The organism is Zunongwangia endophytica, assembly GCF_030409505.1.
Lineage (GTDB): Bacteria > Bacteroidota > Bacteroidia > Flavobacteriales > Flavobacteriaceae > Zunongwangia > Zunongwangia endophytica.
In genome coordinates this window covers 3969477-3992733 of record NZ_JAUFPZ010000002.1, presented here as the reverse complement: position 1 = coordinate 3992733, position 23257 = coordinate 3969477, and the positions used below count along the sequence as shown (strand labels likewise).

At 35.6% G+C, this 23257-nt stretch carries 22 protein-coding genes and 1 other RNA gene; 12 read left to right on the top strand and 11 right to left on the bottom strand.

Translation table 11 applies throughout. From position 1 onward, the window contains the following. Positions 1 to 9: 9 nt before the first annotated feature. The 7 genes from QWY91_RS17520 to QWY91_RS17490 all read right to left on the bottom strand — a co-directional run bounded on the left by QWY91_RS17520 (position 10) and on the right by QWY91_RS17490 (position 5718). Positions 10 to 1065, bottom strand: coding sequence for a cytochrome-c peroxidase (locus QWY91_RS17520; protein WP_290236796.1), 1056 nt, complete (start codon positions 1063 to 1065; stop codon positions 10 to 12). 103 nt (positions 1066 to 1168) lie between these two features. Beyond that, positions 1169 to 1972 carry an MbnP family protein gene (locus QWY91_RS17515; RefSeq protein ID WP_290236795.1) on the bottom strand — a complete coding sequence of 268 codons (804 nt, stop codon included), beginning with the start codon at positions 1970 to 1972 and terminating at the stop codon, positions 1169 to 1171. A gap of 125 nt (positions 1973 to 2097) precedes the next feature. Beyond that, positions 2098 to 2469: a hypothetical protein gene (locus QWY91_RS17510; RefSeq protein WP_290236794.1), complete on the bottom strand. Its 372-nt coding sequence runs from the start codon at positions 2467 to 2469 to the stop codon at positions 2098 to 2100. 21 nt (positions 2470 to 2490) lie between these two features. Then, positions 2491 to 2928: a hypothetical protein gene (locus QWY91_RS17505; protein ID WP_290236792.1), complete on the bottom strand. Its 438-nt coding sequence runs from the start codon at positions 2926 to 2928 to the stop codon at positions 2491 to 2493. 65 nt (positions 2929 to 2993) lie between these two features. After that, positions 2994 to 3329, bottom strand: a complete 336-nt coding sequence (locus tag QWY91_RS17500; protein WP_290236791.1) for a hypothetical protein — start codon at positions 3327 to 3329, stop codon at positions 2994 to 2996. Between the two features lie 276 nt (positions 3330 to 3605). After that, entirely contained in the window at positions 3606 to 5408 is a 1803-nt protein-coding gene (gene typA, locus QWY91_RS17495) for a translational GTPase TypA (RefSeq protein WP_290236790.1), read from the bottom strand. 118 nt (positions 5409 to 5526) lie between these two features. Further along, positions 5527 to 5718, bottom strand: coding sequence for a hypothetical protein (locus QWY91_RS17490; protein ID WP_290236789.1), 192 nt, complete (start codon positions 5716 to 5718; stop codon positions 5527 to 5529). Positions 5719 to 5804: 86 nt separating this feature from the next. On the opposite strand from QWY91_RS17490, the gene kdsA reads away from it, so the two are divergent. The 11 genes from kdsA to QWY91_RS17435 all read left to right on the top strand — a co-directional run bounded on the left by kdsA (position 5805) and on the right by QWY91_RS17435 (position 16932). Then, a complete protein-coding gene (kdsA, locus tag QWY91_RS17485; protein WP_290236787.1) occupies positions 5805 to 6623 on the top strand; it encodes a 3-deoxy-8-phosphooctulonate synthase in 819 nt (272 codons plus the stop codon). Between the two features lie 234 nt (positions 6624 to 6857). After that, positions 6858 to 8777, top strand: coding sequence for a TlpA disulfide reductase family protein (locus QWY91_RS17480; RefSeq protein WP_290236786.1), 1920 nt, complete (start codon positions 6858 to 6860; stop codon positions 8775 to 8777). Positions 8778 to 8926: 149 nt separating this feature from the next. Beyond that, entirely contained in the window at positions 8927 to 10090 is a 1164-nt protein-coding gene (locus tag QWY91_RS17475; protein WP_290236785.1) for a porin, read from the top strand. A gap of 208 nt (positions 10091 to 10298) precedes the next feature. Further along, a complete protein-coding gene (locus QWY91_RS17470; protein ID WP_290236784.1) occupies positions 10299 to 11384 on the top strand; it encodes a putative porin in 1086 nt (361 codons plus the stop codon). Positions 11385 to 11401: 17 nt separating this feature from the next. Next, positions 11402 to 13027, top strand: a complete 1626-nt coding sequence (locus QWY91_RS17465) for a BCCT family transporter (protein ID WP_290236783.1) — start codon at positions 11402 to 11404, stop codon at positions 13025 to 13027. Next, a complete protein-coding gene (locus tag QWY91_RS17460; RefSeq protein WP_290236782.1) occupies positions 13020 to 13877 on the top strand; it encodes a universal stress protein in 858 nt (285 codons plus the stop codon). Before QWY91_RS17465 ends, QWY91_RS17460 begins: the two co-directional genes overlap by 8 nt. Before the next feature lie 200 nt (positions 13878 to 14077). After that, a complete protein-coding gene (locus QWY91_RS17455; protein WP_290236781.1) occupies positions 14078 to 14680 on the top strand; it encodes a hypothetical protein in 603 nt (200 codons plus the stop codon). Between the two features lie 22 nt (positions 14681 to 14702). After that, complete coding sequence (locus QWY91_RS17450) at positions 14703 to 15008, top strand: winged helix-turn-helix domain-containing protein (RefSeq protein ID WP_290236780.1); 306 nt, start codon at positions 14703 to 14705, stop codon at positions 15006 to 15008. 172 nt (positions 15009 to 15180) lie between these two features. Beyond that, the gene (locus QWY91_RS17445) at positions 15181 to 15954 is read left to right on the top strand and encodes an oxygenase MpaB family protein (RefSeq protein ID WP_290236779.1); all 774 of its coding nucleotides are present in this window, start codon (positions 15181 to 15183) and stop codon (positions 15952 to 15954) included. Between the two features lie 53 nt (positions 15955 to 16007). Continuing rightward, on the top strand, positions 16008 to 16484 hold the full coding sequence (locus QWY91_RS17440; RefSeq protein WP_290236778.1) for a Coq4 family protein: 477 nt from the start codon (positions 16008 to 16010) through the stop codon (positions 16482 to 16484). A gap of 106 nt (positions 16485 to 16590) precedes the next feature. Further along, on the top strand, positions 16591 to 16932 hold the full coding sequence (locus QWY91_RS17435) for a hypothetical protein (RefSeq protein WP_290236777.1): 342 nt from the start codon (positions 16591 to 16593) through the stop codon (positions 16930 to 16932). Between the two features lie 69 nt (positions 16933 to 17001). On the opposite strand, the gene QWY91_RS17430 is transcribed toward QWY91_RS17435, so the two are convergent. From QWY91_RS17430 to QWY91_RS17420, 3 genes are all read right to left on the bottom strand, one after another. Further along, a complete protein-coding gene (locus QWY91_RS17430; RefSeq protein WP_290236776.1) occupies positions 17002 to 17826 on the bottom strand; it encodes an endonuclease/exonuclease/phosphatase family protein in 825 nt (274 codons plus the stop codon). 157 nt (positions 17827 to 17983) lie between these two features. Beyond that, on the bottom strand, positions 17984 to 20008 hold the full coding sequence (locus QWY91_RS17425) for a M13 family metallopeptidase (RefSeq protein ID WP_290236775.1): 2025 nt from the start codon (positions 20006 to 20008) through the stop codon (positions 17984 to 17986). A gap of 66 nt (positions 20009 to 20074) precedes the next feature. Continuing rightward, positions 20075 to 21274 (bottom strand): NAD(P)-dependent oxidoreductase, encoded by a 1200-nt coding sequence (locus QWY91_RS17420; protein WP_290236774.1) that lies wholly within the window; start codon positions 21272 to 21274, stop codon positions 20075 to 20077. A 432-nt stretch (positions 21275 to 21706) separates the two neighbouring features. On the opposite strand from QWY91_RS17420, the gene ssrA reads away from it, so the two are divergent. Beyond that, positions 21707 to 22108, top strand: a transfer-messenger RNA (tmRNA) gene (gene ssrA / locus QWY91_RS17415). 64 nt (positions 22109 to 22172) lie between these two features. Here ssrA and QWY91_RS17410 read toward each other — a convergent pair. Further along, positions 22173 to 23192, bottom strand: a complete 1020-nt coding sequence (locus QWY91_RS17410; RefSeq protein ID WP_290236773.1) for a family 43 glycosylhydrolase — start codon at positions 23190 to 23192, stop codon at positions 22173 to 22175. Positions 23193 to 23257 lie beyond the last annotated feature (65 nt).

Sequence of the window (23257 nt, the reverse complement as noted above, 5' to 3'; positions counted from 1 at the left end):
TAATTTGCCTTAATATTCTGCAAATCGTTTATCATTTAAATATTCGTCGTCGGTTAGTGTGTTTAGAAAAGCAATTAATGCTGCCTTTTCCTCACTATTCAAATCGATTCCTAATCGACTGTTTTGTTTTAAAATAGGATCTAAAGTTTCCGAATCCTGCACACCGTGATCGTAAAAATTAAGTACAGATTCCAGACTCCCAAACCTGCCGTCATGCATATATGGCTCGGTAATCGCTACATTCCGTAAGCTAGGTACTTTAAATTTATAATTATCGGCAGCACTTCCGGTAACTTCAGCTCTTCCAATATCATTGATTCCAGGATATGGTGGTAATCCATTGTTTCTAAAAGCATCATCAGTAAAAAGATCGGTCTTGTGACAGGTGGCACATTTCTGTGTAAAAATATCAAGACCTAATTTCTCGGTTTCAGAAAATGTACCTCCTTCTTCTTCTCTAACATATTTATCATATTTAGAGTTCGAAGAGATCATCATCACCATAAATTGTGATAAGGCTTTAAAGAAATATTCGTTATTTACCTCGCCGTCTTCAAAAGCCTCAGCAAATAATCGAGGATATTCGCCATCAGACTTTAGTTTAGCGATCACATTAGAGACTGTTTCTCCCATTTCTACCTCGTTAGTAATCGGTATGATGGGAAATAAATCTAAATGTGACGTTGCCCCGTCCCAGGCAAATTCTTTCTGAAATGCCATATTCTGAACTGCAGGAGCATTTCTTGTTCCCTCCAGATCATCAATACCGTGGCTAAATTGATGGCCGTGGTGCGTAAAAGCAAATCGCTGTTCGTGGCAAAAACCACAAGAAATAAACCCATTTGTGGACAGTTTCCCATCATAAAACAACTTTTTACCCAATTCGAAACCTTTCTCTGTTGGTGGGTTAGCACTTAGATCATATTGAATTTCAGGAAAATTTGAAGGTATATTTACCTCCAACGACTTGTTGATCGCAATGTAATCTTCGCTATCGTCACTACTACACGAGCAATTCCCTAAAAGAAATAAAAAAAGTACTAGTATTTTTAGATTTTTGATCATAGCTATATATTCTTAAAGGAGTTTAAGCCATTCTGAAAAACCGATATGATTTTGTTGAATGAATTCAATCTCCTCATGTAATTAACAAGCGAAATACCTGTAATTAATGTTGAACATTTTCACCATTATGAACATGATCTACCCGAAACATCCCAGTTGCATTTTCTGAAATTTGCGGACTTTTAACTTCATCGATCATCACTACCGCTTTCTCTGAAAGTTTAATCTTGTTTTGACCGTCTAAAATTCTATTCGCATCTACAGCCATGTGAATCACCGGACTCAACTTATCGCTAACCAAGGCTCTCGATGGTAAATCTAAAGTTACTTCACGATAGTTATCTAAACTACTACCGTGGCTTCCCATATGGATTTTAAAGTTTGTAGCTTCAGCAACAGTTTCTGAGGTAAAGGTTCCTTCAAAATTTAAAAATTTATAACCCGCTTGCCACGACCACATCATCTCGTTGTTCTCTGCAATCTCTAAAAAATCACCTTGTCCTTCAGCACCTTGCTGGTATTTAGCCTGATCTACTCCTACACCAAATTTAATAGCCACATATTCTGCCGCAGGAATGTTTTTTAAACTTACTTCAGTAAGATCATTTTCTTCGCTTACCACAAAATAACTTTCATCTTTAGGATAAGTATATTCATTTCCTTCAGCATCGATTAAAACAAAATTACTTACGATGTAATTAAAACGATTTATAGTTAAAACTTCATCATTAGAGTTTATGTAAGTAGACGCACCTAATAAAAGATCATCTCCATTAACGCCATTATCAAACCCGATTCTAACTTCATTTTCACCCGTTGCGGTATCCACAGCATCATCGTCTGATGAGCATGCAGCAAGAGAAACAACTAAAAAAAGAAGACTTATTTTTATATAATTAAAATTCATTTTTTTCAATTTATACTGCTATCGATTTTATAGGTATAGCAGCGATTGTTTATTAAAATTTGGACATACCAGTGGCTCTCGACTCTCAATTTAAGAATCAATATTGCCAATTTTATAAATGAATTTTAAGCAATTGGAGGCTTAGTCTCGTCTTTGGAAAACAAGAAACTATAAGAAGCAAAATACGGCATCGTCACTTTCGCTTTATTTATTAAAACATCAGTCAGATTATCGAAAATTGACTGATGATCCTCAAAATAAAGCACAGGAAGCTTATACCTGCTTTCTAAGTTTGCTTGCTTTTTGTCGTGCTCTTTATTTGCCTGTTCTGCCAGGGATTGCATTAAATAGCATTTACCGTTACAAGCCAAATCGGGGCGATCACGGTTAATACATAATTCGGTGGCTATATAATCATAATTGAAAATATAGTCCACAACCGGCAATACTGGTTTCAACAGGATAAATAAGACCACAAAAAGGCCTAAATATCGCATGTAGAATCGATAGAAATAGGATTATTGAATAAGATTCTCTGCGTTTTCGATACTGGAATCTACTTTTTCCTGCATCGCTTTAACGTCGTCTAGCTCTTCTTCTAACGCATCAATTCGTTCTTGAAGTTGCTCATTGTTCATTTTCTGAACTTCAGCTTTATCCTTCACAAATTCATCACTAAAGCTATGCATCCATTTCATCATCACTTTGTCTGCTTCTTGAAGCTTTTTTTCAGCTTGCATATATTTTTCTGCGGAAGCACTAGTGTCTGCAATGGTTTGAAGTTGTTTCGACAATTCAGGAATATCAGCCATCTTAGGCATTACTTCGTCGTGAATATCCAAAACCTCATGGAATAGATTATCGTATTCTTTTTTCTTTGCTGAAGTATCTTCTGCACAAGAATAGGCAAGTGTTGCAAAACTAAGTAGTAATGCTGCTTTGTAAATAAGTTTCATTGAGAATATTTAAGTTTAATATTGAATAAAAATGGCACCGAATTTTAGAAATTCAGCATTTAAACTTAAACAATTGGAGGATGGAAAAACTCCTGTGAATTCTGGAAATGGTAAAACTGAGGCTGAAATCTAAAGTTATGCGCCACAGCTTCAGTTTCCTGATTGTTATTTATTAGTACGACTTTCTCTGTATAGAAAAGAGGAATGTCAACTTTTTTAATTGAAGATTCTTTTTTCTGTTCAGACTCCTCTTCTGAAGCTTCTGCAAGCGCCTGCATCAAATAACACTTCCCGTTACAGGCCAGTTCTGGACGCTCTTTGTTCTCGCATAACTCTTTAGCGATATAATCGTAATTAAGCACGTAGTCCACCACCGGAAAAACAGGCTTTACCAAGATCAAAAAAGCGAATATGGGAAACAAATATTTCACGCTGCAAAAATAGGTAAATCGGTATTTCTATTCAACATAAACACTGATTTTGTAGACTTCATATTAGTTAAAATTTGGGTCTTTTTTTCTAGAGATTAGAAGTGAGAATTGAGAGAAGAGAGAAGAGAATTTGCAGATATAGTCATGCGACGAACTTTTTATGTGAAAGATATGAGCGCTAAAAACAAAAAAACCTCACGAGTTAAGAACTGTGAGGTTTTTTCTATTTCAGTATAAAACTATCGATTAGATAATTTTATTTCTTTTTCTGTCATTCTCAGTTAGATAAATCTTTCTAAGTCTTAAGTGATTTGGTGTAACTTCAACATACTCATCTTTCTGAATATATTCTAAAGCTTCTTCCAAAGAAAACTTAATCGCAGGTACGATCTTCGCTTTATCATCTGCACCAGAAGAACGTACGTTAGAAAGTTTCTTAGTTTTAGTGATATTCACCGCCATATCATCCTGACGTGAATTTTCTCCAATTACCTGACCTTCATAAATATCTTCACCTGGATCTACAAAGAATTTACCACGATCCTGAAGTTTATCAATAGAATAAGGAATTGCAGATCCTTTTTCCATAGAAACTAACGATCCATTTAAACGCTCTGGGATACCACCTTTTAATGGCTGATATTCTTTAAAACGGTGTGCCATTATTGCTTCACCTGCCGTAGCGGTTAACAATTGGTTACGTAAACCAATGATCCCACGAGATGGAATTAAAAATTCACATACCATACGGTCACCTTTGGCTTCCATACTTAACATTTCACCTTTACGTAAAGTTACAAACTCTACCGCTCTACCAGAAACATTTTCTGGAAGGTCGATCGTTAATTCTTCAACCGGCTCACATTTAACACCATCAATTTCTTTGATGATTACCTGTGGCTGCCCAATCTGTAATTCGTAACCTTCACGACGCATCGTTTCGATTAGTACAGATAAGTGAAGTACACCACGACCGTAAACCATAAACTTATCGGCACTATCGGTATCGTGTACTCTAAGCGCAAGGTTCTTTTCTAATTCTTTAGTAAGCCTGTCTTTAATGTGTCTTGAAGTCACAAACTTTCCATCTTTTCCAAAGAAAGGAGAATCGTTAATTGTGAACAACATACTCATTGTAGGCTCATCGATTGCGATGGTTTTAAGACCTTCAGGATTTTCTATATCAGCAATAGTATCACCAATATCAAAACCTTCTAATCCTACAACCGCACAAATATCTCCTGCCACAACTTCATCAATTTTTCTACGGCCTAAACCTTCGAAAGTATGAAGTTCTTTAATTTTTGTTTTCTTGATGCTTCCATCACGTTTTACCAAAGAAACCTGCATTCCTTCTTTAAGGATTCCACGTTGCAAACGTCCAATAGCAATTCTTCCTGTAAAAGAAGAAAAGTCTAAAGATGTAATAAGCATTTGTGGTGTACCAGTAGTATCTACTTTTGGAGAAGGAATATGTTCGATAACCATATCTAATAATGGCTCGATATTTTCAGTTTGGTTTTTCCAGTCTTCGCTCATCCAGTTGTTCTTTGCAGAACCGTATACTGTTGGGAAGTCTAACTGCCACTCCTCTGCTCCAAGTTCGAACATAAGATCGAATACTTTTTCGTGAACTTCGTCTGGAGTACAGTTTTCTTTATCTACTTTATTTACAACAACACATGGTTTTAAACCAAGGTCGATTGCTTTTTGTAATACGAAACGAGTTTGTGGCATAGGCCCTTCAAAAGCATCTACTAAAAGTAAAACACCATCTGCCATATTTAACACACGCTCTACCTCTCCACCAAAATCGGCGTGACCAGGAGTATCAATAATGTTAATCTTTGTATCTTTATATACTACAGATACGTTTTTTGAAGTAATGGTAATACCACGTTCTCTCTCAAGATCGTTATTATCCAAAATAAGGTCACCAGTATTTTCGTTTTCTCTAAATAAACGACAATGATACATGATCTTATCAACCAGGGTAGTCTTACCGTGGTCAACGTGTGCAATAATTGCAATATTTTTAATATCTGCCATAAAAGCCTGTTTTTAAAGGGCGCAAATATACAGCTATTTTTCGCTATATAAAGCCTAAATATATATTATTGAAAAATAATAATATAAAAGTAACAAATTGTAATACAAATACTTAGAGTTAATCTAGAGCTTTCAATTTAAAATAGCTAAAAATTACCAGATAAATAAATCCGATAAATAGAAATAAATAAGCAAAAAAATTAATTTCATCATTCTGATTGTAAGCTAAAAAGCTCCCAATACTCACTAATACAATTCCGCTTAATAATAGACCTTTACCGGTCAAAAAGCTTTTTATGCCCTTTTTCATAAGAAGATTCGAATTTGGCCATATATACGGTAAATTATAAATCGTGGATTTTAAAATCTTATCTTTGCTCACTTAATTAGTCGAAAATGAAATTAGAAAATATACCACAAATCCATAATGCTGATGCTGATAACTTTTTTCTTCTAGCCGGTCCTTGCGCTATTGAAGGTGAAGACATGGCGTTGAGAATTGCTGAAAAAGTTGTTGAAATTACCGATAAACTGAAGATTCCTTACGTTTTTAAAGGAAGTTTTAAAAAGGCAAATCGATCTAGAATCGATAGTTTTACGGGGATTGGTGACGAAAAAGCACTGAAAATTCTTAGAAAAGTTTCAGAGACCTTTAAAGTTCCCACAATTACCGATATTCACGAAATAAACGATGCTAAATTAGCTGCGGAATATGTTGACATTCTACAAATTCCGGCATTTTTAGTAAGACAAACCGATCTTGTAGTCGCTGCTGCTGAAACCGGCAAAACTGTTAACCTTAAAAAAGGACAGTTTATGAGCCCTGAAGCTATGCAACATGCCGTGACCAAAGTTACCGATTGTAATAACGAGCAGGTAATGGTTACCGATCGCGGTACCATGTTTGGCTATAAAGACATGATCGTTGATTTTAGAGGAATTCCTACCATGCGAGAATTTGCACCAACGGTTTTGGATGTAACCCATAGTTTGCAACAACCTAACCAGACCAGTGGTGTTACTGGTGGTCGACCAGATATGATAGAAACTATTGCCAGAGCCGGAGTTGTAAATAACGTAGATGGTCTATTTATCGAAACACATTTTGATCCTGCAAATGCAAAAAGTGACGGCGCAAATATGCTTGATTTAAAATATTTGGAAAAGTTGTTATCGAATCTAGTCGCTATTCGCCAAACCATTAATACATTTTAGTATTCGGTATTTAAAAACGTTTAAATTTTCATTGAAGTATATTAGATAAAGGCTCTAAGAAATTTAGAGCCTTTATCTTTTTATCAAAAATCGAGTCTATTTTTAATTGTTATTCATCTAGCATAATTAATTTTATTGAAAATTCAGTCTAAATGTTAAATAAACGCTTATGCATAAAATAGTTATTCATTTTAACTATTTTCAATCTTAAACCACTTATAAATAACCAACAGAATGAAAAAATTAGCATTACCAGCTTTGGCTTTATGTGCAGCTCTAACTTCTTGCGAGAATAATGAGCCCGAAGATCAAGGAAAAGATATTGGTGCGCTGCATATTTCTAAAGAATTCCCGCAACCGGGAGACGACATAAAAATTAGCTACACCGCTAAAGATAGTATCCCACAGGCCGAAGACGAAAAAGTAAAAGGCACTGTTAACTTTATGACCGGCAATGGCATTTACCCACAAGATTTAGAGCTTAAAGATTCTGCTAAGATGTATTCTTCAAGCATAAAAATACCAGATTCTGTCACTGCAATTTCTTTTCAGTTTAAACAATATGGTGTAGAAGATAGTAATAAGAAAGCGGGATATGTTCTTCCTCTTTACGATGAAGAAGGAAATGCGCTTACCGGCAGCAATGCTCAAATTGCAAATTTGTATAGCCAGGGTGATCGCTACGGGAATATTGACATGCCAGAAGATTCAATTACTTCTAAATTTGAAGCAGATTTTAAAAAAGATCCCAAATTAGAGAAAAAATGGAGCAGTAATTACGTTAGCCTAATAAAATCTGATAAAGAAAAAGCAACAGCATTTGTAGACAAACAAATGATGGCTTCTAAAGAAAATGATTCTTTAACAGAAGACGATTATACCAATTTGTATAGAATGAATTCTATTGTTGGTAATAAAAAAGCTGCCGATTCACTTCAAAATTTAATTCCTGAAAAATTTCCAAAAGGAAATATTGCTAGCCAGGCTTTTTATTCAAAAATGTACCAGGCAAAAGGAGCTTCGGAAAAACAAAAAGTTTTTGAAGATTATCAGGATAAAATCGGCAAAGACAATATGTTTAGAGATTACATGCTGTCTATGCTTGCCAACGAATTAGCTACTGAAGGTGATATTGATAAAGCACAGGAGTATGCTTCAAAAATCGGAGCAAAAATGAGATCGGCTTCAGTTTATAACAGTATTGCGTGGAAACTAGCCGAAGAAGATGAAGAATTAGATAAGGCACAGAAATTATCAAAAAAATCACTCGATCTTTTAGATAATATTGATGCTAAAGATAAGCCCAATACACAATCTGCTTCTCAACACGCAGCAAATTTAGATTATAGCAAAGCGATGTATCAGGACACTTATGCAACCATCATGTATAAGCAGGACCAGTTAAAAGAAGCGATTAAATATCAAGAAATGGCCACAAAATCGAAAATGGCCGATGCTGAGATTACTGAAAAATACATTCAATATTTAGTAGAAGACAAACAATATGATGTAGCTAAAGAAAAAGCCTCCGCATTTATTGCTGAAAATAAAGGTTCTGAAAAATTAAAAGATTACTATAAAGAAGCCTATACCGCAACTGGAGACACTTCTGGATTTGAAGAAGAACTGGCGATGCTGGAAGAAAAAGGGCATGCTAAAGCTAAAAGTGATCTTGAAAAAACCATGATCGACGAAGATGCTAGCAAATTTAACCTTAAAGACCTTGACGGTAATGAGGTTGCTTTAAGCGATCTAAAAGGTAAAACTGTTATTCTAGATTTTTGGGCAACTTGGTGTGGGCCTTGTAAAAGCTCGTTCCCGGGAATGCAAAAAGCGGTAGTCGCCACAAAAGATAATCCAAACGTAGAATTTCTATTTATAGATACCTGGGAAAGACAAGCTCCTGATGCTCGTACGAAAGCGGTAACCGAATTTATCGAATCTAACGATTACGACTTTCATGTTTTGATGGACGAAAAAGTTGAAGATAGCAATGATTTTAAAGTTGTCGATGCGTATGGCGTATCTGGAATTCCTACGAAATTTGTTTTAGGACCAGATGGTCGTATCAAATTTAAATCTGTAGGATATAATGGAAATCCAGATAAACTTGCCGAAGAAATTGCAATCATGATTGAACTTACTCAATCATAAAGAAATTGGGATAAATTCTTACCAAAACTTATATCAAGGCCTTCTTTTTAGAGGGCCTTTTTTATTGCTGAAAGTTTAATTAAATATTAAAATCAAACATTTAATGCTGAATTAATTTAATTCAATGTAACTTAAAAAAAACCGAATAAATGAAACAAAAACTACCTCTAACTAACTATTGCATTGCTTTACTTATTTTATGCTTTTTACCACTTCAGGAAAGCAATGCCCAAGAAAAAAGCGATGAAAAACCTAAGCCAAAATTAGACATTGGCGGTGCCCTCCGTTTCAATTACAACCTATCTTCCTGGAAACCCGAGATGAAAGAACGAGGAGGCGATTTTGGATTTGATCTATTTAGACTTGCCGTACAAGGAGAATATAAAGATCTCTATATAAATGCAGAATATCGATTTTACTCTGAAGCATTTGGTGGAAACTTCTTAAAACAAGGCTGGCTAGGTTATCACTTAAATGAAGAGCAAGAAATTCAAATTGGTTTATTACAGGTTCCTTTTGGGATCGAGCGTTATAATTCTCACAACTGGTTTTTAAATCTTCCTTACTATGTTGGTCTCGAAGACGACTATGATATGGGAGTTCGATATTCCTATAAAGGTGATATGTTTGAGTATTATGCCGCTTTTTTCAAGAATGGTGAAGAGTTGACATTTGGAAATAACTCTGCTGCATCGTCTAGTCGATATTCTTATGATATCGTCGGAAAAAATAAGGAAGTAAACCAAATCAACGGAAAATTAGTTTACAAACCGAATTTAGATGGAATGCATAAGATTGGACTTTCTGCGCAATATGGCGGCATTTACAATATAGAGACTCAGGAAACCGGAGATCGCTATGCCCTTGCAGTTCATTATGAATTTAGAACCGAAGACTGGTTTATAAAAGCACAGGCAACTAAAGCCGAATTTAATCCTGAAAACGCCCCGGGCAATTCCAGAGATATTATTCAAATGGGCGCTTACGGTACGCCTTACGAAGTTGCTACAGATTTTGAAATTTATAACTTTGGTGTTTCACGCCTAATTAATGTCGATAGGGATTTTGTAGAAAAAATTGAGATTTATAATGACTTTGGATATATGCACAAAAGTATTGATGGCTTTGCAGAATCCTATATGAATGTCTTTGGAGTACTTATAAATTCTGGACCTATTAGTACCTATATCGATTATGCCGCCGGATATAATCATTCTTGGCTGGGTGGTGATTTTGATAATGAATTTTCTACCGGTGATCCGGGTGTTAAATGGGAAGCTCGTTTTAACATTAATGTGGGTTATTACTTCTAAAAACTCGGTTTATAATGTTTATTTGCAAATAATTCTATAAATTCCTCATAAAGATGATTTAAGAGTTTATTAATTTTTAGTTTATTGAGGCAGTTTTTTATTGTTTCGCAAAAATCCATTTAAAACCATAGTGAATGAAAAAAAATTTACTTTCTAAAACTTACAAATTATTCCTGAGCGCTGCATTTCTTTTTTGCTTTTCCCGGTGATGGCACAAGATGACAACGAAGCCGAAAAACCGAAGTTGGATATTGGTGGCGCATTGCGTTTTAATTACAATCTTTCTAGTTGGAAAGAGGGACAAAAGAAACGGGGAGGCGATTTTGGTTACGATATATTTCGTATCAACGCAAAAGGATCTTACAAAGACATCTTTCTAAATGTAGAATATCGATTGTATTCTGAATCATTTGGAGGTGGATTTCTAAAACAAGGTTGGGTTGGTTATAATTTTAATGATCAGGACCAAATCCAGGTTGGATTAACACAGGTACCATTTGGACTTCAGCAATATAATTCTCATAATTGGTTTTTTAATATTTCATACTACGTGGGATTAGAAGACGATCATGATATGGGTATTAAGTATATGCACGATTCAGAAGATTTCCAGTATCAGTTTGCTTTCTTCAAAAATGCCGAAGAACTAAGATTTGGAAGTAATACTGAAGTATCTCCTTCTAGATACTCCTACGATATTGCTGGCAGAAATAAGGAAATTAACCAGTTCAACGGAAAATTTATTTATAAGTTTGGCAAAAATAAAAATCACCAGATAGGGACATCGGTACAATATGGTGGTATTTATAATATTGATACTGAAGAAACAGGAGACCATCATGGTTTCGCGCTTCATTATGAATACTTGGGTGAAAAGTGGAATGTAAAGGCACAAGGGATGATTATCGAACATAACCCCGCTACACCAGATACCGTGAATAGCAACGTTTTAAAATTTGCTGCCTACGGTGCTCCATACGAGGTCGCAGCAGATTTCAATATGTATACGCTAGCAGTAAGTAGAAAAATTCCTGTTGAAATAGGACCAATATCAAATTTGGAATTCTATAATGATTTTGGTTTTATGGACAAATCTGAGGATACTTTTGAAGATTCTTTTATGAACGTGACCGGAGTTTTGGTAACGGCTGGTCAAATCTATACATACATCGATTATGCCGCAGGGTACAATCATTCCTGGCTGGGCGGAAACTTTGTAGATGATTTCTCTGTAGGAAATTCTGATGCAAAATGGGAAGCCCGCTTTAATATAAACATAGGATATTATTTTTAAACAACTAACAATTTAATATGGCAGAAAAAGTAAAAAGAAGTGATGAAGGAAAGTCCTTGTTCGGACTCGAAGTTAACGGACCTGTTTTCTTTACTTCGACCATCATTATTATCATAAGTATCGTCTTAACGCTTATTTATGAGGAAAAAGCAGAAAAAATATTCGAAAATGTTCAAAATTACGTAGCCAACAACGGAGGGTGGTTTTTTATACTTGTAGTAAACATTTTCCTTGGCTTTATGCTCTATCTTGCATTTAGCCGGTTTGGAAACCTAAGAATTGGTGGCCAAAATGCTAAACCTGAATTTAAAACAGGTTCGTGGTTTGCGATGCTTTTTAGTGCAGGTATGGGAATTGGATTACTCTTTTGGAGTATTGCAGAACCTATAAACCACTTTAATACTCCACCAATGGCAGAAGGCGGTTCTGTTGAAGCCGCGCGTGAAGCAATGAGCTTTACCTTTCTTCACTGGGGATTTCATGCTTGGGCTATTTATGCTTTAGTTGGTTTAGCCTTGGCTTATTTCACCTATTCTCGTGGGTTACCACTAACAATTAGATCGGTATTTTATCCCTTTATCGGTGATAAAATTCATGGATGGATTGGTAATGTTATCGACATTTTCGCTGTTTTAGCAACTCTTTTTGGACTGGCAACCTCTTTAGGTTTTGGAGTGCAACAGATTGCAGCGGGTATAGAACACGTTTTTGGAATAACCAATGATATCACAACTCAGGTAATATTAATTGCAGGGATTACCGCCGTAGCAACCCTATCTGTAGTTTTAGGTGTAGATAAAGGTGTACGAATTTTAAGTGAATGGAATATGCGTATAGCAGTTGTTCTATTAATATTAGTTTTAATTTTAGGACCAACTATTTTTATATTTCAATCTTTTGTACAAAACACAGGAAACTATTTTTCTGATTTCTTAATGATTTCTACCTGGACAGAGAGTTTTACCGGCACTAAATGGCAGAACGACTGGACCGTATTTTACTGGGGTTGGTGGATTGCATGGTCTCCTTTTGTGGGAACTTTTATTGCACGTGTTTCTAAAGGTAGAACCATTAGAGAATTTACATTAGGTGTACTTATCGTTCCTTCTATCATTACTTTTTTCTGGATTTCCGCTTTTGGTAGTGCTTCAATCCAACAGACATTATTGGGTGAGACTGCTATCGTAGATGCTGTTAACGAAGATGTTGCTACGGCGCTTTTCGTTTTCTTAGAACAGTTTCCATTAGCCACCGTGCTTAACGTAGTTGGAGTGATCTTGATTGCTGGATTCTTTGTAACCTCTTCCGATTCTGGTTCTTTGGTAGTAGACAGTCTAACTTCAGGAGGAAAAATTGATTCTCCAATTAGTCAACGAATTTTCTGGGCATTCGCCGAAGGTACGATTGCAGCAGTTTTACTTATTGGAGGTGGATTACAAGCATTGCAGACCGCCTCGATTGTAACAGGTCTCCCCTTTGCTTTTATTCTGCTCGTAATGTGCTACTCCTTATATAAAGGACTTAGCGAAGACATGAAAAAACTGAATAAAAAGAAAGAGCAAAAGCAAAAAGAAAATTACGAAGAAGTCGTTAAAAATATAGTACAAAAAAGAAACCTGAAAAAAGCCGATCAAAATGACTAATATAAATAATATACTGGTAGGGCTTGATTTATCACCAATGGATGATCACCTTATTAAATATGCTTCCTTTTTAGCCAAGAAGCTGAACATAAAAAAGGTGTACTTTACGCATAACGTAAAGAAATATGCAATTTCTGAATTATTTCAGGAACAATTACAAGATTTAGATCTTGAGCAGATCATAGGTGATGAACTTACTGAAACTATTACCAAAAGCTTTGATGCAGATGTAGAATGGGATACGCTTATCGCAGAAGATCCTTATACTGAATCAATTTTTAATCATATCGTAAATAAATATTATATCGATATGATTCTAGTTGGTAATAAAATCGATTATGAAGGGGCGGGCGCGCTGACCGATAAATTACTTCGAATGGTTAAATGCCCATTATTAATTATTCCGGAGACCACTCAAAATAAAATTGAAGATATTTGGATAGGTACCGATTTTTCTAGAAGCTGTATGAAAATTTACAATAATGTAGATTACATTCGGGATAATACCAACGCCAAAATTACTGCTGCACATGTGTATCACATACCAGCGCAGTTTTCACCTTACGTATCAGACGAGACATTAAAGTCTAAGATTAAAAAGCATAGTGAGGAGCGCTTAGAAAAATTTATCAAGCGCTTGCATAAATCCTATGATATCCATCAACATGCGCTAGAGAGCAAAGAATCTAGTGTTGCAGAAAAACTTGTGGAACATTCACAAGCTCGTGGTGCAGATTTGCTGATGGTTGCTGATAAAGGAAGTAACAATATTTCATCTTTAATGCTAGGTAGTGTTACTAATGAACTTTCGACTTCTAATGCCCGAATTCCGATTTGGGTAGTTAAGTAAAGTACTTTTTTGCGAGTCCATGAGGTTTCTATGAGAACTTTCTGTGGCTAGCATTAAATTTCGACTATCGCTCAGAGCGAGAAGATATTTAAAATTATGCAATTGTTTTTTGGATTTATATTTTAAAGAATATAAAATTCTAAAATTCAGTTGCATAATTTATTTTTATACACTTACTTTGTAATTCAAAGTACTTTAATATGAATAAAGATTATTCACAGGATTTATCTGAAATCCGGAATTTAATGAATCGCTCTTCGCGGTTTCTTTCTCTCAGTGGCACGTCGGGAATTATGGCAGGAATCTATGCAATCCTTGGAGCAGGGGTTGCTAAAATATTCTTTTTGTCTAATGTTTTGGAGCAGCAAAATGCAGCAAACCCAGAAGTTCTATTACCAATAGTCATTATATTAATGCTGGTTCTAATTTCTAGTTTAGTTACCGCCTACTTTCTATCAGTAAAAGAAGCTAAGAAAAACGAAGAAATGATCTGGGATGAAACTGCAAAACGATTAGTATTTCATTTTCTGATTCCGTTACTTACCGGTGGCGCCTATATCCTTTTAAAATTGAATCAAGGCGAAATTGAAGCCGCTCCTTCGCTGATGCTTATTTTCTACGGACTGGCCCTTTTAAATGCTTCAAAATATACGATCGGGACAATTAAATATTTAGGAATTTCAGAAATAATAATTGGATTAATTTGCGCTTGTTTCCCTGGATTTGGATTTTGGTTTTGGACTATAGGATTCGGACTTTTGCATATTATCTACGGAAGTTTAATGAATATTCAAAAACAATAATTTCCGAAGAAAAATTCTGCAAGTGAGCATCATAGAAAACATAAATAAGCTTTTTGATCACCGAATTCGTTTGGGCATCATGTCCATTCTCGCAGTGAACGAAAATGCAAGTTTTAAACAGTTAAAAGAGCTGTTAGCAGTGACTGATGGTAATCTTGCCAGCCATATAAAAGCATTGGAAAAAGCCGAATATCTTGAAGTACAAAAGTCTTTTATAGACCGAAAACCAAACACAAAATATCGAGCGACCAAAATTGGAAAACTCGCATTTAAGAAACACATCGATGCACTCGAAAATATCATAAAATCGAAAAATGAACTAAAATAATTTTTTTATTTATTCACTTTGAAATTCAAAGCAAAAAACAAGAAAATATGACTATTAGAAATCCTTGGAAATTAAATTATGGATTAGCTGGTCATCGTGCGGTAACTCACAGCGATGTTTAAGTCTTGTCTTTGACCAAAACCTGGTTGGATGGTGAAATTAATTTGAAGCTATGGAAACTACGTATTTTACAGAGAAAGGATCTATTGTCAGGGAAATTTGGGGTAAGGCAGATACGATCCTATTTATTTTTGCGGGAGCTGCTGCAGAATTTGCCTTGAATAAAGCGGTAGATTGGCTGTATTTTACCGGGCGTCTTCCTAAAGATCCACTGGGACGCCTCTTCTCTACCGTAAATTATGCGAAATTGATTGTTTTTGCTGAAGAAAAATCTGCCATCCATGCGATCGATCAAATGAATAAAATTCATGGTCAAGTTGAAGAAAATCGCGGTGCTAAAATTCCAGATTGGGCATATCGGGATGTACTTTTTATGCTCATTGATTATTCGATAAGAGCTTTTGAAGCGCTGGAACGACAGCTGACTTTAGCTGAAAAGAATGAAGTTTTTGAAGTATTCTTAAGAGTGGGTAAACAAATGAAGATTGCCGGTCTACCTGAAGATTTTTTGGCCTGGGAAGAACGACGCGAGCTTCAGCTTCAAGAGAATTTTGAATATAGTAAATACACCAAAGACCTTTTTATTCAGTATAAAAAGCATTTAGGCGCCATTCGCTATGCTTTATTATTAGAGGCGCAAACCTTAATGGCTCCTGCCAGGGTAAAATATTTACTAAACTTCAAAAATAGATCGCTGCTTATTGGTGTAATTCCTTTATATCGCCTAAGCAAAATTTTAAGGATGGATTATGTATTAAAAGAACTTCTGCTTCCGAAAGATTATAAAAAAGATATAAAAGCCTTAGATCAATCAACAACTCATTAATCAAAAAATTTTATTCATGTACTTTGAATTTCAAAGTACTTTAATTAATCACTATGCGAAAGAAATTAATTCATTGGTTATTCGATCAAACTCAGAAGGTTTATACTAAATGGTTAAAACGCGATCACATTCCGTGGAATATTAGTACCACTGATCTACTGAAATACCCCGAAGAAAGTTTTGGATATCATCTTGGTCAATTTCTGAATAAAAATAATTTTGAGCTAATCGCAAAAGTAGAGCGTCATGATGCCTACCATACACTTTGCGGTTACGGAACCAAAGTTGAAGATGAAATCGCGTTACAATATTTATGTTTAGGCAACGGAAAACGAAGTCCTTATATGTTCGGTGCGATTCTCTTGGGAACATTAATTCTACCCGATTACTTTCGGTATTACTATCGCTCATACCAGATTGGTAAAAATGCGAATACTTTTCATCACCTTGATTACAAAGAAATTCTTCAACTTAATTTTGAAGATTTTAGGCAAAGTATTTTTCAAACATCGGTAATTTTCAATAATTGACAGGTAATTTGACAAAACAGAAATGAAACTATTTAACGAAATAAGTCTACCATATCACTTAATAATTCCAAGTCTTATTTCAATTCTGATTTTGGGAATGATAATTATGAAAAGAAAAAAAATATTCCCGAATGGAAAATGGAAATGGTTTTGGATAAGCACAACTGTATTTTTCGGAATTTATCTTCTAATTGTTGGAGGAGCGACTTATTGTGATATCTCATCGGAACTGACTCTACAAAAATTTGACTTGGATAGAGACGAATTTATTAATGGAGAAGAAATCACTGTTGAACAAAAAGAGGCTATGAGCAAAGCGATTTTAGACACCAGACGAAATTTCTCATCTATAACTGGACTTATATTATCTGGAATTATAGCATTGTTTGTTTTAGTTGGCGGAAAACTCATTGAATATATAAGTATCAAGATAAAGGATAAAAACTAAAAACAAGACATTCAGAAAATAAAAAAAGCTGTCCAAAAGACAGCTTTTCATATAAATTCAAATTACTTTTTATTCCAAAATCACCATCACCGGTAAATGATCTGAGGGATAGTGTAAATCCTTAGAGTCACTTAAAACAGCATGTTTCTTCACTTTAAATCCATTTTTTGAAACAAAAACATAATCAAGCTTTGTGATTACCGGTTCTGAAAAATTAAATCCGTTATAAGTTCCTGTGGGACCAAATGCAAGTTCAGCCACACTTTTAGCATCAAGCATTTTATCAGATAAATACTGAATACTCTTTGTTTCTGGAGTTAGATTTAAATCGCCAGTTAATACCACTGGGTAGTCTTCGGTATTCAACTCCTGAATCTTATTGAAAATCAGCTTAGCACTTTCCTGTCTTGCTTTTACGCCAACATGATCAAAATGCGCATTAAAATGCCAAAATTTTTCTCCGCTTTCTTTATTTTCAAAAAGTCCGTACGTGCAAATTCTTGGCAAAACCGCATCCCAACCTTTCTTGATTTCGGTTGGATTTTCATTTAACCAAAATGTGTTGCTTTTTAATACTTCCAATTTGTTGGTATTATAAAATATCGCACTGTATTCTCCTTCTTGCTTTCCGTTATCACGACCTACGCCAATATACTTGTAATTCGGCATTTGCTCATCGAAATATGCAATCTGAGTATGTAGCGCTTCCTGAACTCCAAAAATATCGGGTTCGTAAAACTTAATTTGATTGGTAATCCAATCTTTGCGATACGACCAGCTATTTTCACCATCAGTTTCATTGGCGTATTTGATATTGTAGGTCATCAATTTAGTTTGAGCAAAAGTGCTGGTTAAGCAACAAATTAGCGTTAGGGCACTAAGAATTTTCTTCATTGTTTTGGGTAAATTTCAACTATATAAAAATTACGAATAATAATAAACAAGGACTGGTTTATTCTACTTTAACCAATCCTTATTTTTTTGCAAATTATGATCTATTTTTTTTCTTGGTCATCGTTTTCGTGTTAACGGAAGATTAAGTCTGAGGAAATTACCAAATCACAATTCTGTCCTCTTTCTCTACATATAACGAATCCTCTGGTTTCACGTCGAATGCTTCATAAAACGGTGTACTATTCATCAATGGACCATTAACTCTCCATGATGGTGGCGAATGCGGATTATTATTGATCCATAATCGTAGAAATTCATCTTTCATTTTTACACGCCATATTTTAGCTACGGAAAGGAAAAAACGCTGATCGGGAGTAAACTCACCAATTTTAGTTGTATCCTGTCCTTGCTCTGTCATTTTAAATGCATCGTAAGCAACGGCTACTCCGGCAATATCAGCGGTATTCTCTCCAACCGTCATGGCGCCTTTTATATGAAGCGAATCTAACACCGTAAAATCACTGTATTGATCGATCACCTGCTGAATCTTAGATTTGAATTTCTCGTAATCGCTATCTGCCCACCAGTTTTTCACATTCCCCTCTTTGTCGAATTGCGCTCCCTGATCGTCGAACGTATGCGTCAATTCGTGCCCAATTACCATTCCTATACCACCATAATTTAAAGCATCATCGGCTTGATTATCAAAGTAAGGCGGCTGTAAGATTCCTGCTGGAAAAACAATTTCGTTTGCTGAAGGATTATTATATGCCGTCACCGTTGAAGGTGTAGTAAACCATTCCGATTTATCTACCGGTTTTCCTAACTTTTCCAGATTACGTTGATATGCTGCGGAAGAAGCAGAAACAATATTCTCAAAATAAGCGTCCCTATCGATAGTCACATTATCGTAATCTTTCCAATGATCTGGATATCCTATTTTCTTAGTGATCGCAGCTAACTTTTCTTTTGCTTTTATCTTGGTGCTATCACTCATCCACTCCAAATTTTCGATTCTTGCCGCATAAGCTTTCTGTACATTATCAACAAGTTCCTGCATGCGCTCTTTAGCTTCTTCGGAAAAATATTTCTTTACGTATAATTGACCTAAAGCTTCACCAAGGTATCCATCCACAGCACTTGCCATGATCTCTCCGCGAGTTTTCTGAACTGCCTGTCCCGAAATCACTTTAGTAAATTCGAAAGCAGCATCTACAAAAGGTCTACTTAAATTATCGGCGTAATTCTCTAAAGTATGTGCTTTTAAATAAACCTTCCAATCTGCTAAAGGAACAGATTTTAAAAGTGAATTCAGCTTTTCATAATATTCTGGTTGCCCGATGTCTATTGAATCGGTTTGTGCGTTGAAACCGTCTAAAACAGATTTCCAACCAATATTAGGTTGTTTTCGAGCAAGATCGTTCACCGCCATCTTATTATAATTCGCTTTTACATCTCGGCGCTCGATCCTGGTTCTATGTGATTCGGCAATCTGCTTATCGATATCGTATACCAAATCGGCTTTCTTTTTAGCTTCGGCTTTATTAACTCCGGTAAGTTTAAATAAGTTTGAAAGATATTTTTTGTAAGCCTGCTGAATCGCCACGGTTTCTGAATCTTCACTGAAATAATAATCCCGATCTGGCAGGCCAATTCCTGTTTGACCGGCATGCGCAATGTTCATCTGACTATTTTTATCATCTGGCCCAACATAGAAACTCAAAATTGAAGTATTTCCAGATATCGTGGCCTTAGTCACGAAATTCATCAGAGAAGAAACATCACTAATAGCATCAATATCATTTAAAATTGGTTTTACTGGCTCGAATCCTCTTTGATTGATTGTTAGCGTATCCATCCCCGAAACATAGAAATCACCCACTTTTTGAGCAATACTTCCTTTAGGATTTTCGCTTTTTGAAACGCTATCCAGAATTCCCTGCAAACGAAGTCGCTGCGGATAGTTCATAAACATGTACGCTCCTGCCCCAGCCTGTGTATCTGGAATCGATACCGTATCATACCATTTGCGATTTGCATATCTAAAGAAATTATCGCCAGGTTCTAAATTGTGATCGACACCGGTAATTTCGATAAATTCTTTTTCGGTAGGTTCTTCCTTTTTACAGGAGGCGAGGAAAAGCAACCCCAGAAGAAGTAACGTAGTTTTTTTAATTTTCATAAAACTAAGAGTGATTAAAATAATGTTCTTATAAGTTACAATATTGGATAAAATAGCTTTCCATTTTTAGCTCACAAAATCCTGTAGGTAGCTGTATCTAGGGGTTAGTTTACCATCTTTGGTCATTCTTGCGCGTTCTAAAATTCCGTTTTCATCATTATTAAAAAATGCCGGTAAGACATTTTCCAAGAACATTTCACCAAAACCTTCACTAGCGTCTTTCGGCAATTCGCAGGGTAAATTATCGACCGCCATCACTGTAATCGCATCAGGATTCTTGTAATCGGTTTCGGTTTCGGTTTTAGGATCATAGCCATAAATAGGATCGGTGATGGTAGAAGCACGTATGGTACTCGGGATCGGTTCGGCAATATCACAGGAAATATCTGCAATATATTTTATTCTGAAATTAGGGGTTTTCGCCTCTTCTTTTGTAAAGAATACAGGAGCGCCCTGACCGTAAAAATGGCCTGCGATAAAGAAATCGCTACTTACTGCAAAACGCCAAAAATCTGATTCGTACAACTCTGGATTTTTAAAAAATTCTGGAATGCTACCTTCGTTGCCGTCCAGGCGCTTGTTATAATCTAACACATCGATATGGCAATAAACCGGCTCTTCAAATTCTGAAGCTAAATATTCGGTAACCTCAACTTGTCGTATTTTTAGGTGATCCAAAATTTCTTTAGCGCCACGAGAAACTTTTCCGCTACCGGTGAGCACTATTTTTAAATTTGGAACTTTAATTTTATCCAATTGGTCCAACATTGCATTTAGATCTGGAAGATCATCGGCTTTTGGTAAATTGAAAATATCGTTTTTGAGTCCGATTGCTCGAAACCCATTATACGCACCTACCAACCCGGCATATCTACCAAAACCAATAAGTCGCATTCCGCTTTCACTGGTAATCACTTCATGATCAAAAAGCTCGATGTTTTTATCTAATATCGCCTTCAATAAATCGCGATTATAAGGTTGCTTTTTGATGGTATGGGAGAAGAAAAAATATTTTTTATTCGGAATTAGACTATCAATCGGCACTTCTTTTACACCAATCATCACCTCACAATCACTGATATCTTCTGAAACCTGAAATCCTTCGTTTTGATATTCTTCGTCTTTAAATATTCGAATAGCTGAAGTCTGGACCTTAAATTGAGCTTCGGGAAATTGATTTTTTGCTTTTTTGAGATGTTTTGGGGAGAATACTACACGACGATCTGGTGGTGTTTTTTCTTCTCGAATGATAGCGAATTTAAGCATAGGTTGGTTTAGGTTTTGTTCAATTTTTAGATGGTTTTAAAGTCCGAATTTGCAAAAAAAGCCAACTTTTTTTAATCTAGTATTGTTTTTTAAATCTATTAAGTTTAGTGTATCTAATTTGAAATTAGTGATCTAAACTTTCTGTTTTGAGATCGAATGTTTTTGCGGCTTTTTAAAATGTTACAAAATATTTAAAATCTCGATTATTAAGTAAAGATATAAATTTAATAGTACCTTTGCAGGCCTTGCTGTTTTATAAACGGTAAGATGAATTAATGTTCTTTGTTTGATTGGATTTCAATTTTGCGTTAGGGATAGCAGCGGTTAGCTTTTTGTGAGGCAACGAACAAAAACTAAAAGCGAATAGCCCGCCGTTTGGCCGAGAGGACAAACGGAACGCCCACAGACAAAGTGCAATGTTCTTTACATAATGGGGTCGACTTGGTTTTGACAGCGAGTCTAATTGAGTTGTAAGCACGTCGAGCGCTGGGATATAGCTCGTAAATCTCATATTTCACACTTTTATAAACGGCGAGAATAACTACGCCTTGGCTGCATAACCGAATCATAGTAGGTTTGCTTAGTCCCTACTAGGTAGGGAGCCGAGATGTCTCGTGGAAGCCTTGATTTACGGCGTCCACACCAGAGGCACCGATAAAGTAAATATAGGAACTGCAGGACCTTGATGTAGTTTCGAAACTTAATTGAGGGTACGGAAAAAATTGGGTCGTTTTCAGCCAGATTTTTTCCCGACAATCCAAGTGAAAACTAAACGTGTAGAAAGCTTCTGAATTGCTTGTTTGGACGAGGGTTCGAACCCCTCCGACTCCACAATAAAAAACTCCCGAAATCTTTATAGATTTCGGGAGTTTTTGGTTTTATGAGTTCGTAACCGAAATTACATCTTCGGCATAACCACACCTGAAGGGTTTACTTTTTCTATTTTGCCGTTTTTATCGAAATTTAAACTATCGATAGCAAGCTCTCTAAATAATTCATCTTCGTTATTTTTTATTCTATGGTAAAGAATATAGTGCTGATCATCTTGTTTAAAAACAGTATGATGCCCAGGCCCTAATGTTGTTTTATCATCTGATGTAGTTAATACAGGACTATTTTCTCCTTCCTTCCATGGTCCATACGGTGTATCGCCAATTGCATAACGTACTTTATAAGTTTCGTTAGTACATTTGCCATCAGAATACATTAAATAATACTTACTGTTTTCTTTTAGCATTAAAGGGGCTTCAAAATAATTTGGAGGGGTTACATCTTTTATTTCATCTTTATTGAAACTCTTCATATCGTCTTCTAGCTTTACCACAAAGCAATGGCCATTAACCCAATTTAAACCCGAGCCCCAATAAAGATATACCTGCTTATCGTCGTCGATAAACACCTCAGCATCGATCATGTGATATTCTGGAAACATATCTCCCTTTATTAGTGGTGAGTTATCTTCTTTCATGTTTTTCCACGGTCCCAGTGGATGCTCACTAACTCCTGCCCAAACTTCACTTCCTACTGAAATATACATGTAAAACTTCCCATCTTTACCCTGAATTACCGAAGGCGCCCAAACTTTACTATCATTTGAAGTAGGACTTGTACAAAGTGTTTTAGTAGGCCAATCTATATGTTTTTGTTCCCAATTTTTGAAATCTGAAGATTCTAAAACACCTAACTCCTCCCCGCCCCAGGGATCGATGGTTGCATAGATATAGTATTTACCTTCGTACTTTACTATAGATGGATCTGCAAAATCGCCATCTACTATTGGATTATTTATCATTACAGTTTCCGGAGATTCCTTTACCTGATCCTCGGATTGTTTTTCTTCAGTAGCTTGCTTGCACTGAATTAATGATAGCGATATTATAAATATCGCAATGGAACTTAAATAAGATTTAGTATGCATTTCTTTAAATTTTAGATTTTGTGTTAGGTTTATTATTTAGAGTAAAAGATTTACAAATTGGCTTT

Coding starts and splice junctions, on each gene's coding strand:
- QWY91_RS17520 (WP_290236796.1), bottom strand. CDS start 1,065: ATGATCAAAAATCTAAAAATACTAGTACTTTTTTTATTTCTTTTAGGG.
- QWY91_RS17515 (WP_290236795.1), bottom strand. CDS start 1,972: ATGAATTTTAATTATATAAAAATAAGTCTTCTTTTTTTAGTTGTTTCT.
- QWY91_RS17510 (WP_290236794.1), bottom strand. CDS start 2,469: ATGCGATATTTAGGCCTTTTTGTGGTCTTATTTATCCTGTTGAAACCA.
- QWY91_RS17505 (WP_290236792.1), bottom strand. CDS start 2,928: ATGAAACTTATTTACAAAGCAGCATTACTACTTAGTTTTGCAACACTT.
- typA (WP_290236790.1), bottom strand. CDS start 5,408: ATGGCAGATATTAAAAATATTGCAATTATTGCACACGTTGACCACGGT.
- QWY91_RS17490 (WP_290236789.1), bottom strand. CDS start 5,718: ATGAAAAAGGGCATAAAAAGCTTTTTGACCGGTAAAGGTCTATTATTA.
- kdsA (WP_290236787.1), top strand. CDS start 5,805: ATGAAATTAGAAAATATACCACAAATCCATAATGCTGATGCTGATAAC.
- QWY91_RS17480 (WP_290236786.1), top strand. CDS start 6,858: ATGAAAAAATTAGCATTACCAGCTTTGGCTTTATGTGCAGCTCTAACT.
- QWY91_RS17475 (WP_290236785.1), top strand. CDS start 8,927: ATGAAACAAAAACTACCTCTAACTAACTATTGCATTGCTTTACTTATT.
- QWY91_RS17470 (WP_290236784.1), top strand. CDS start 10,299: ATGGCACAAGATGACAACGAAGCCGAAAAACCGAAGTTGGATATTGGT.
- QWY91_RS17465 (WP_290236783.1), top strand. CDS start 11,402: ATGGCAGAAAAAGTAAAAAGAAGTGATGAAGGAAAGTCCTTGTTCGGA.
- QWY91_RS17460 (WP_290236782.1), top strand. CDS start 13,020: ATGACTAATATAAATAATATACTGGTAGGGCTTGATTTATCACCAATG.
- QWY91_RS17455 (WP_290236781.1), top strand. CDS start 14,078: ATGAATAAAGATTATTCACAGGATTTATCTGAAATCCGGAATTTAATG.
- QWY91_RS17445 (WP_290236779.1), top strand. CDS start 15,181: ATGGAAACTACGTATTTTACAGAGAAAGGATCTATTGTCAGGGAAATT.
- QWY91_RS17440 (WP_290236778.1), top strand. CDS start 16,008: ATGCGAAAGAAATTAATTCATTGGTTATTCGATCAAACTCAGAAGGTT.
- QWY91_RS17435 (WP_290236777.1), top strand. CDS start 16,591: ATGAAAAGAAAAAAAATATTCCCGAATGGAAAATGGAAATGGTTTTGG.
- QWY91_RS17430 (WP_290236776.1), bottom strand. CDS start 17,826: ATGAAGAAAATTCTTAGTGCCCTAACGCTAATTTGTTGCTTAACCAGC.
- QWY91_RS17425 (WP_290236775.1), bottom strand. CDS start 20,008: ATGAAAATTAAAAAAACTACGTTACTTCTTCTGGGGTTGCTTTTCCTC.
- QWY91_RS17420 (WP_290236774.1), bottom strand. CDS start 21,274: ATGCTTAAATTCGCTATCATTCGAGAAGAAAAAACACCACCAGATCGT.
- QWY91_RS17410 (WP_290236773.1), bottom strand. CDS start 23,192: ATGCATACTAAATCTTATTTAAGTTCCATTGCGATATTTATAATATCG.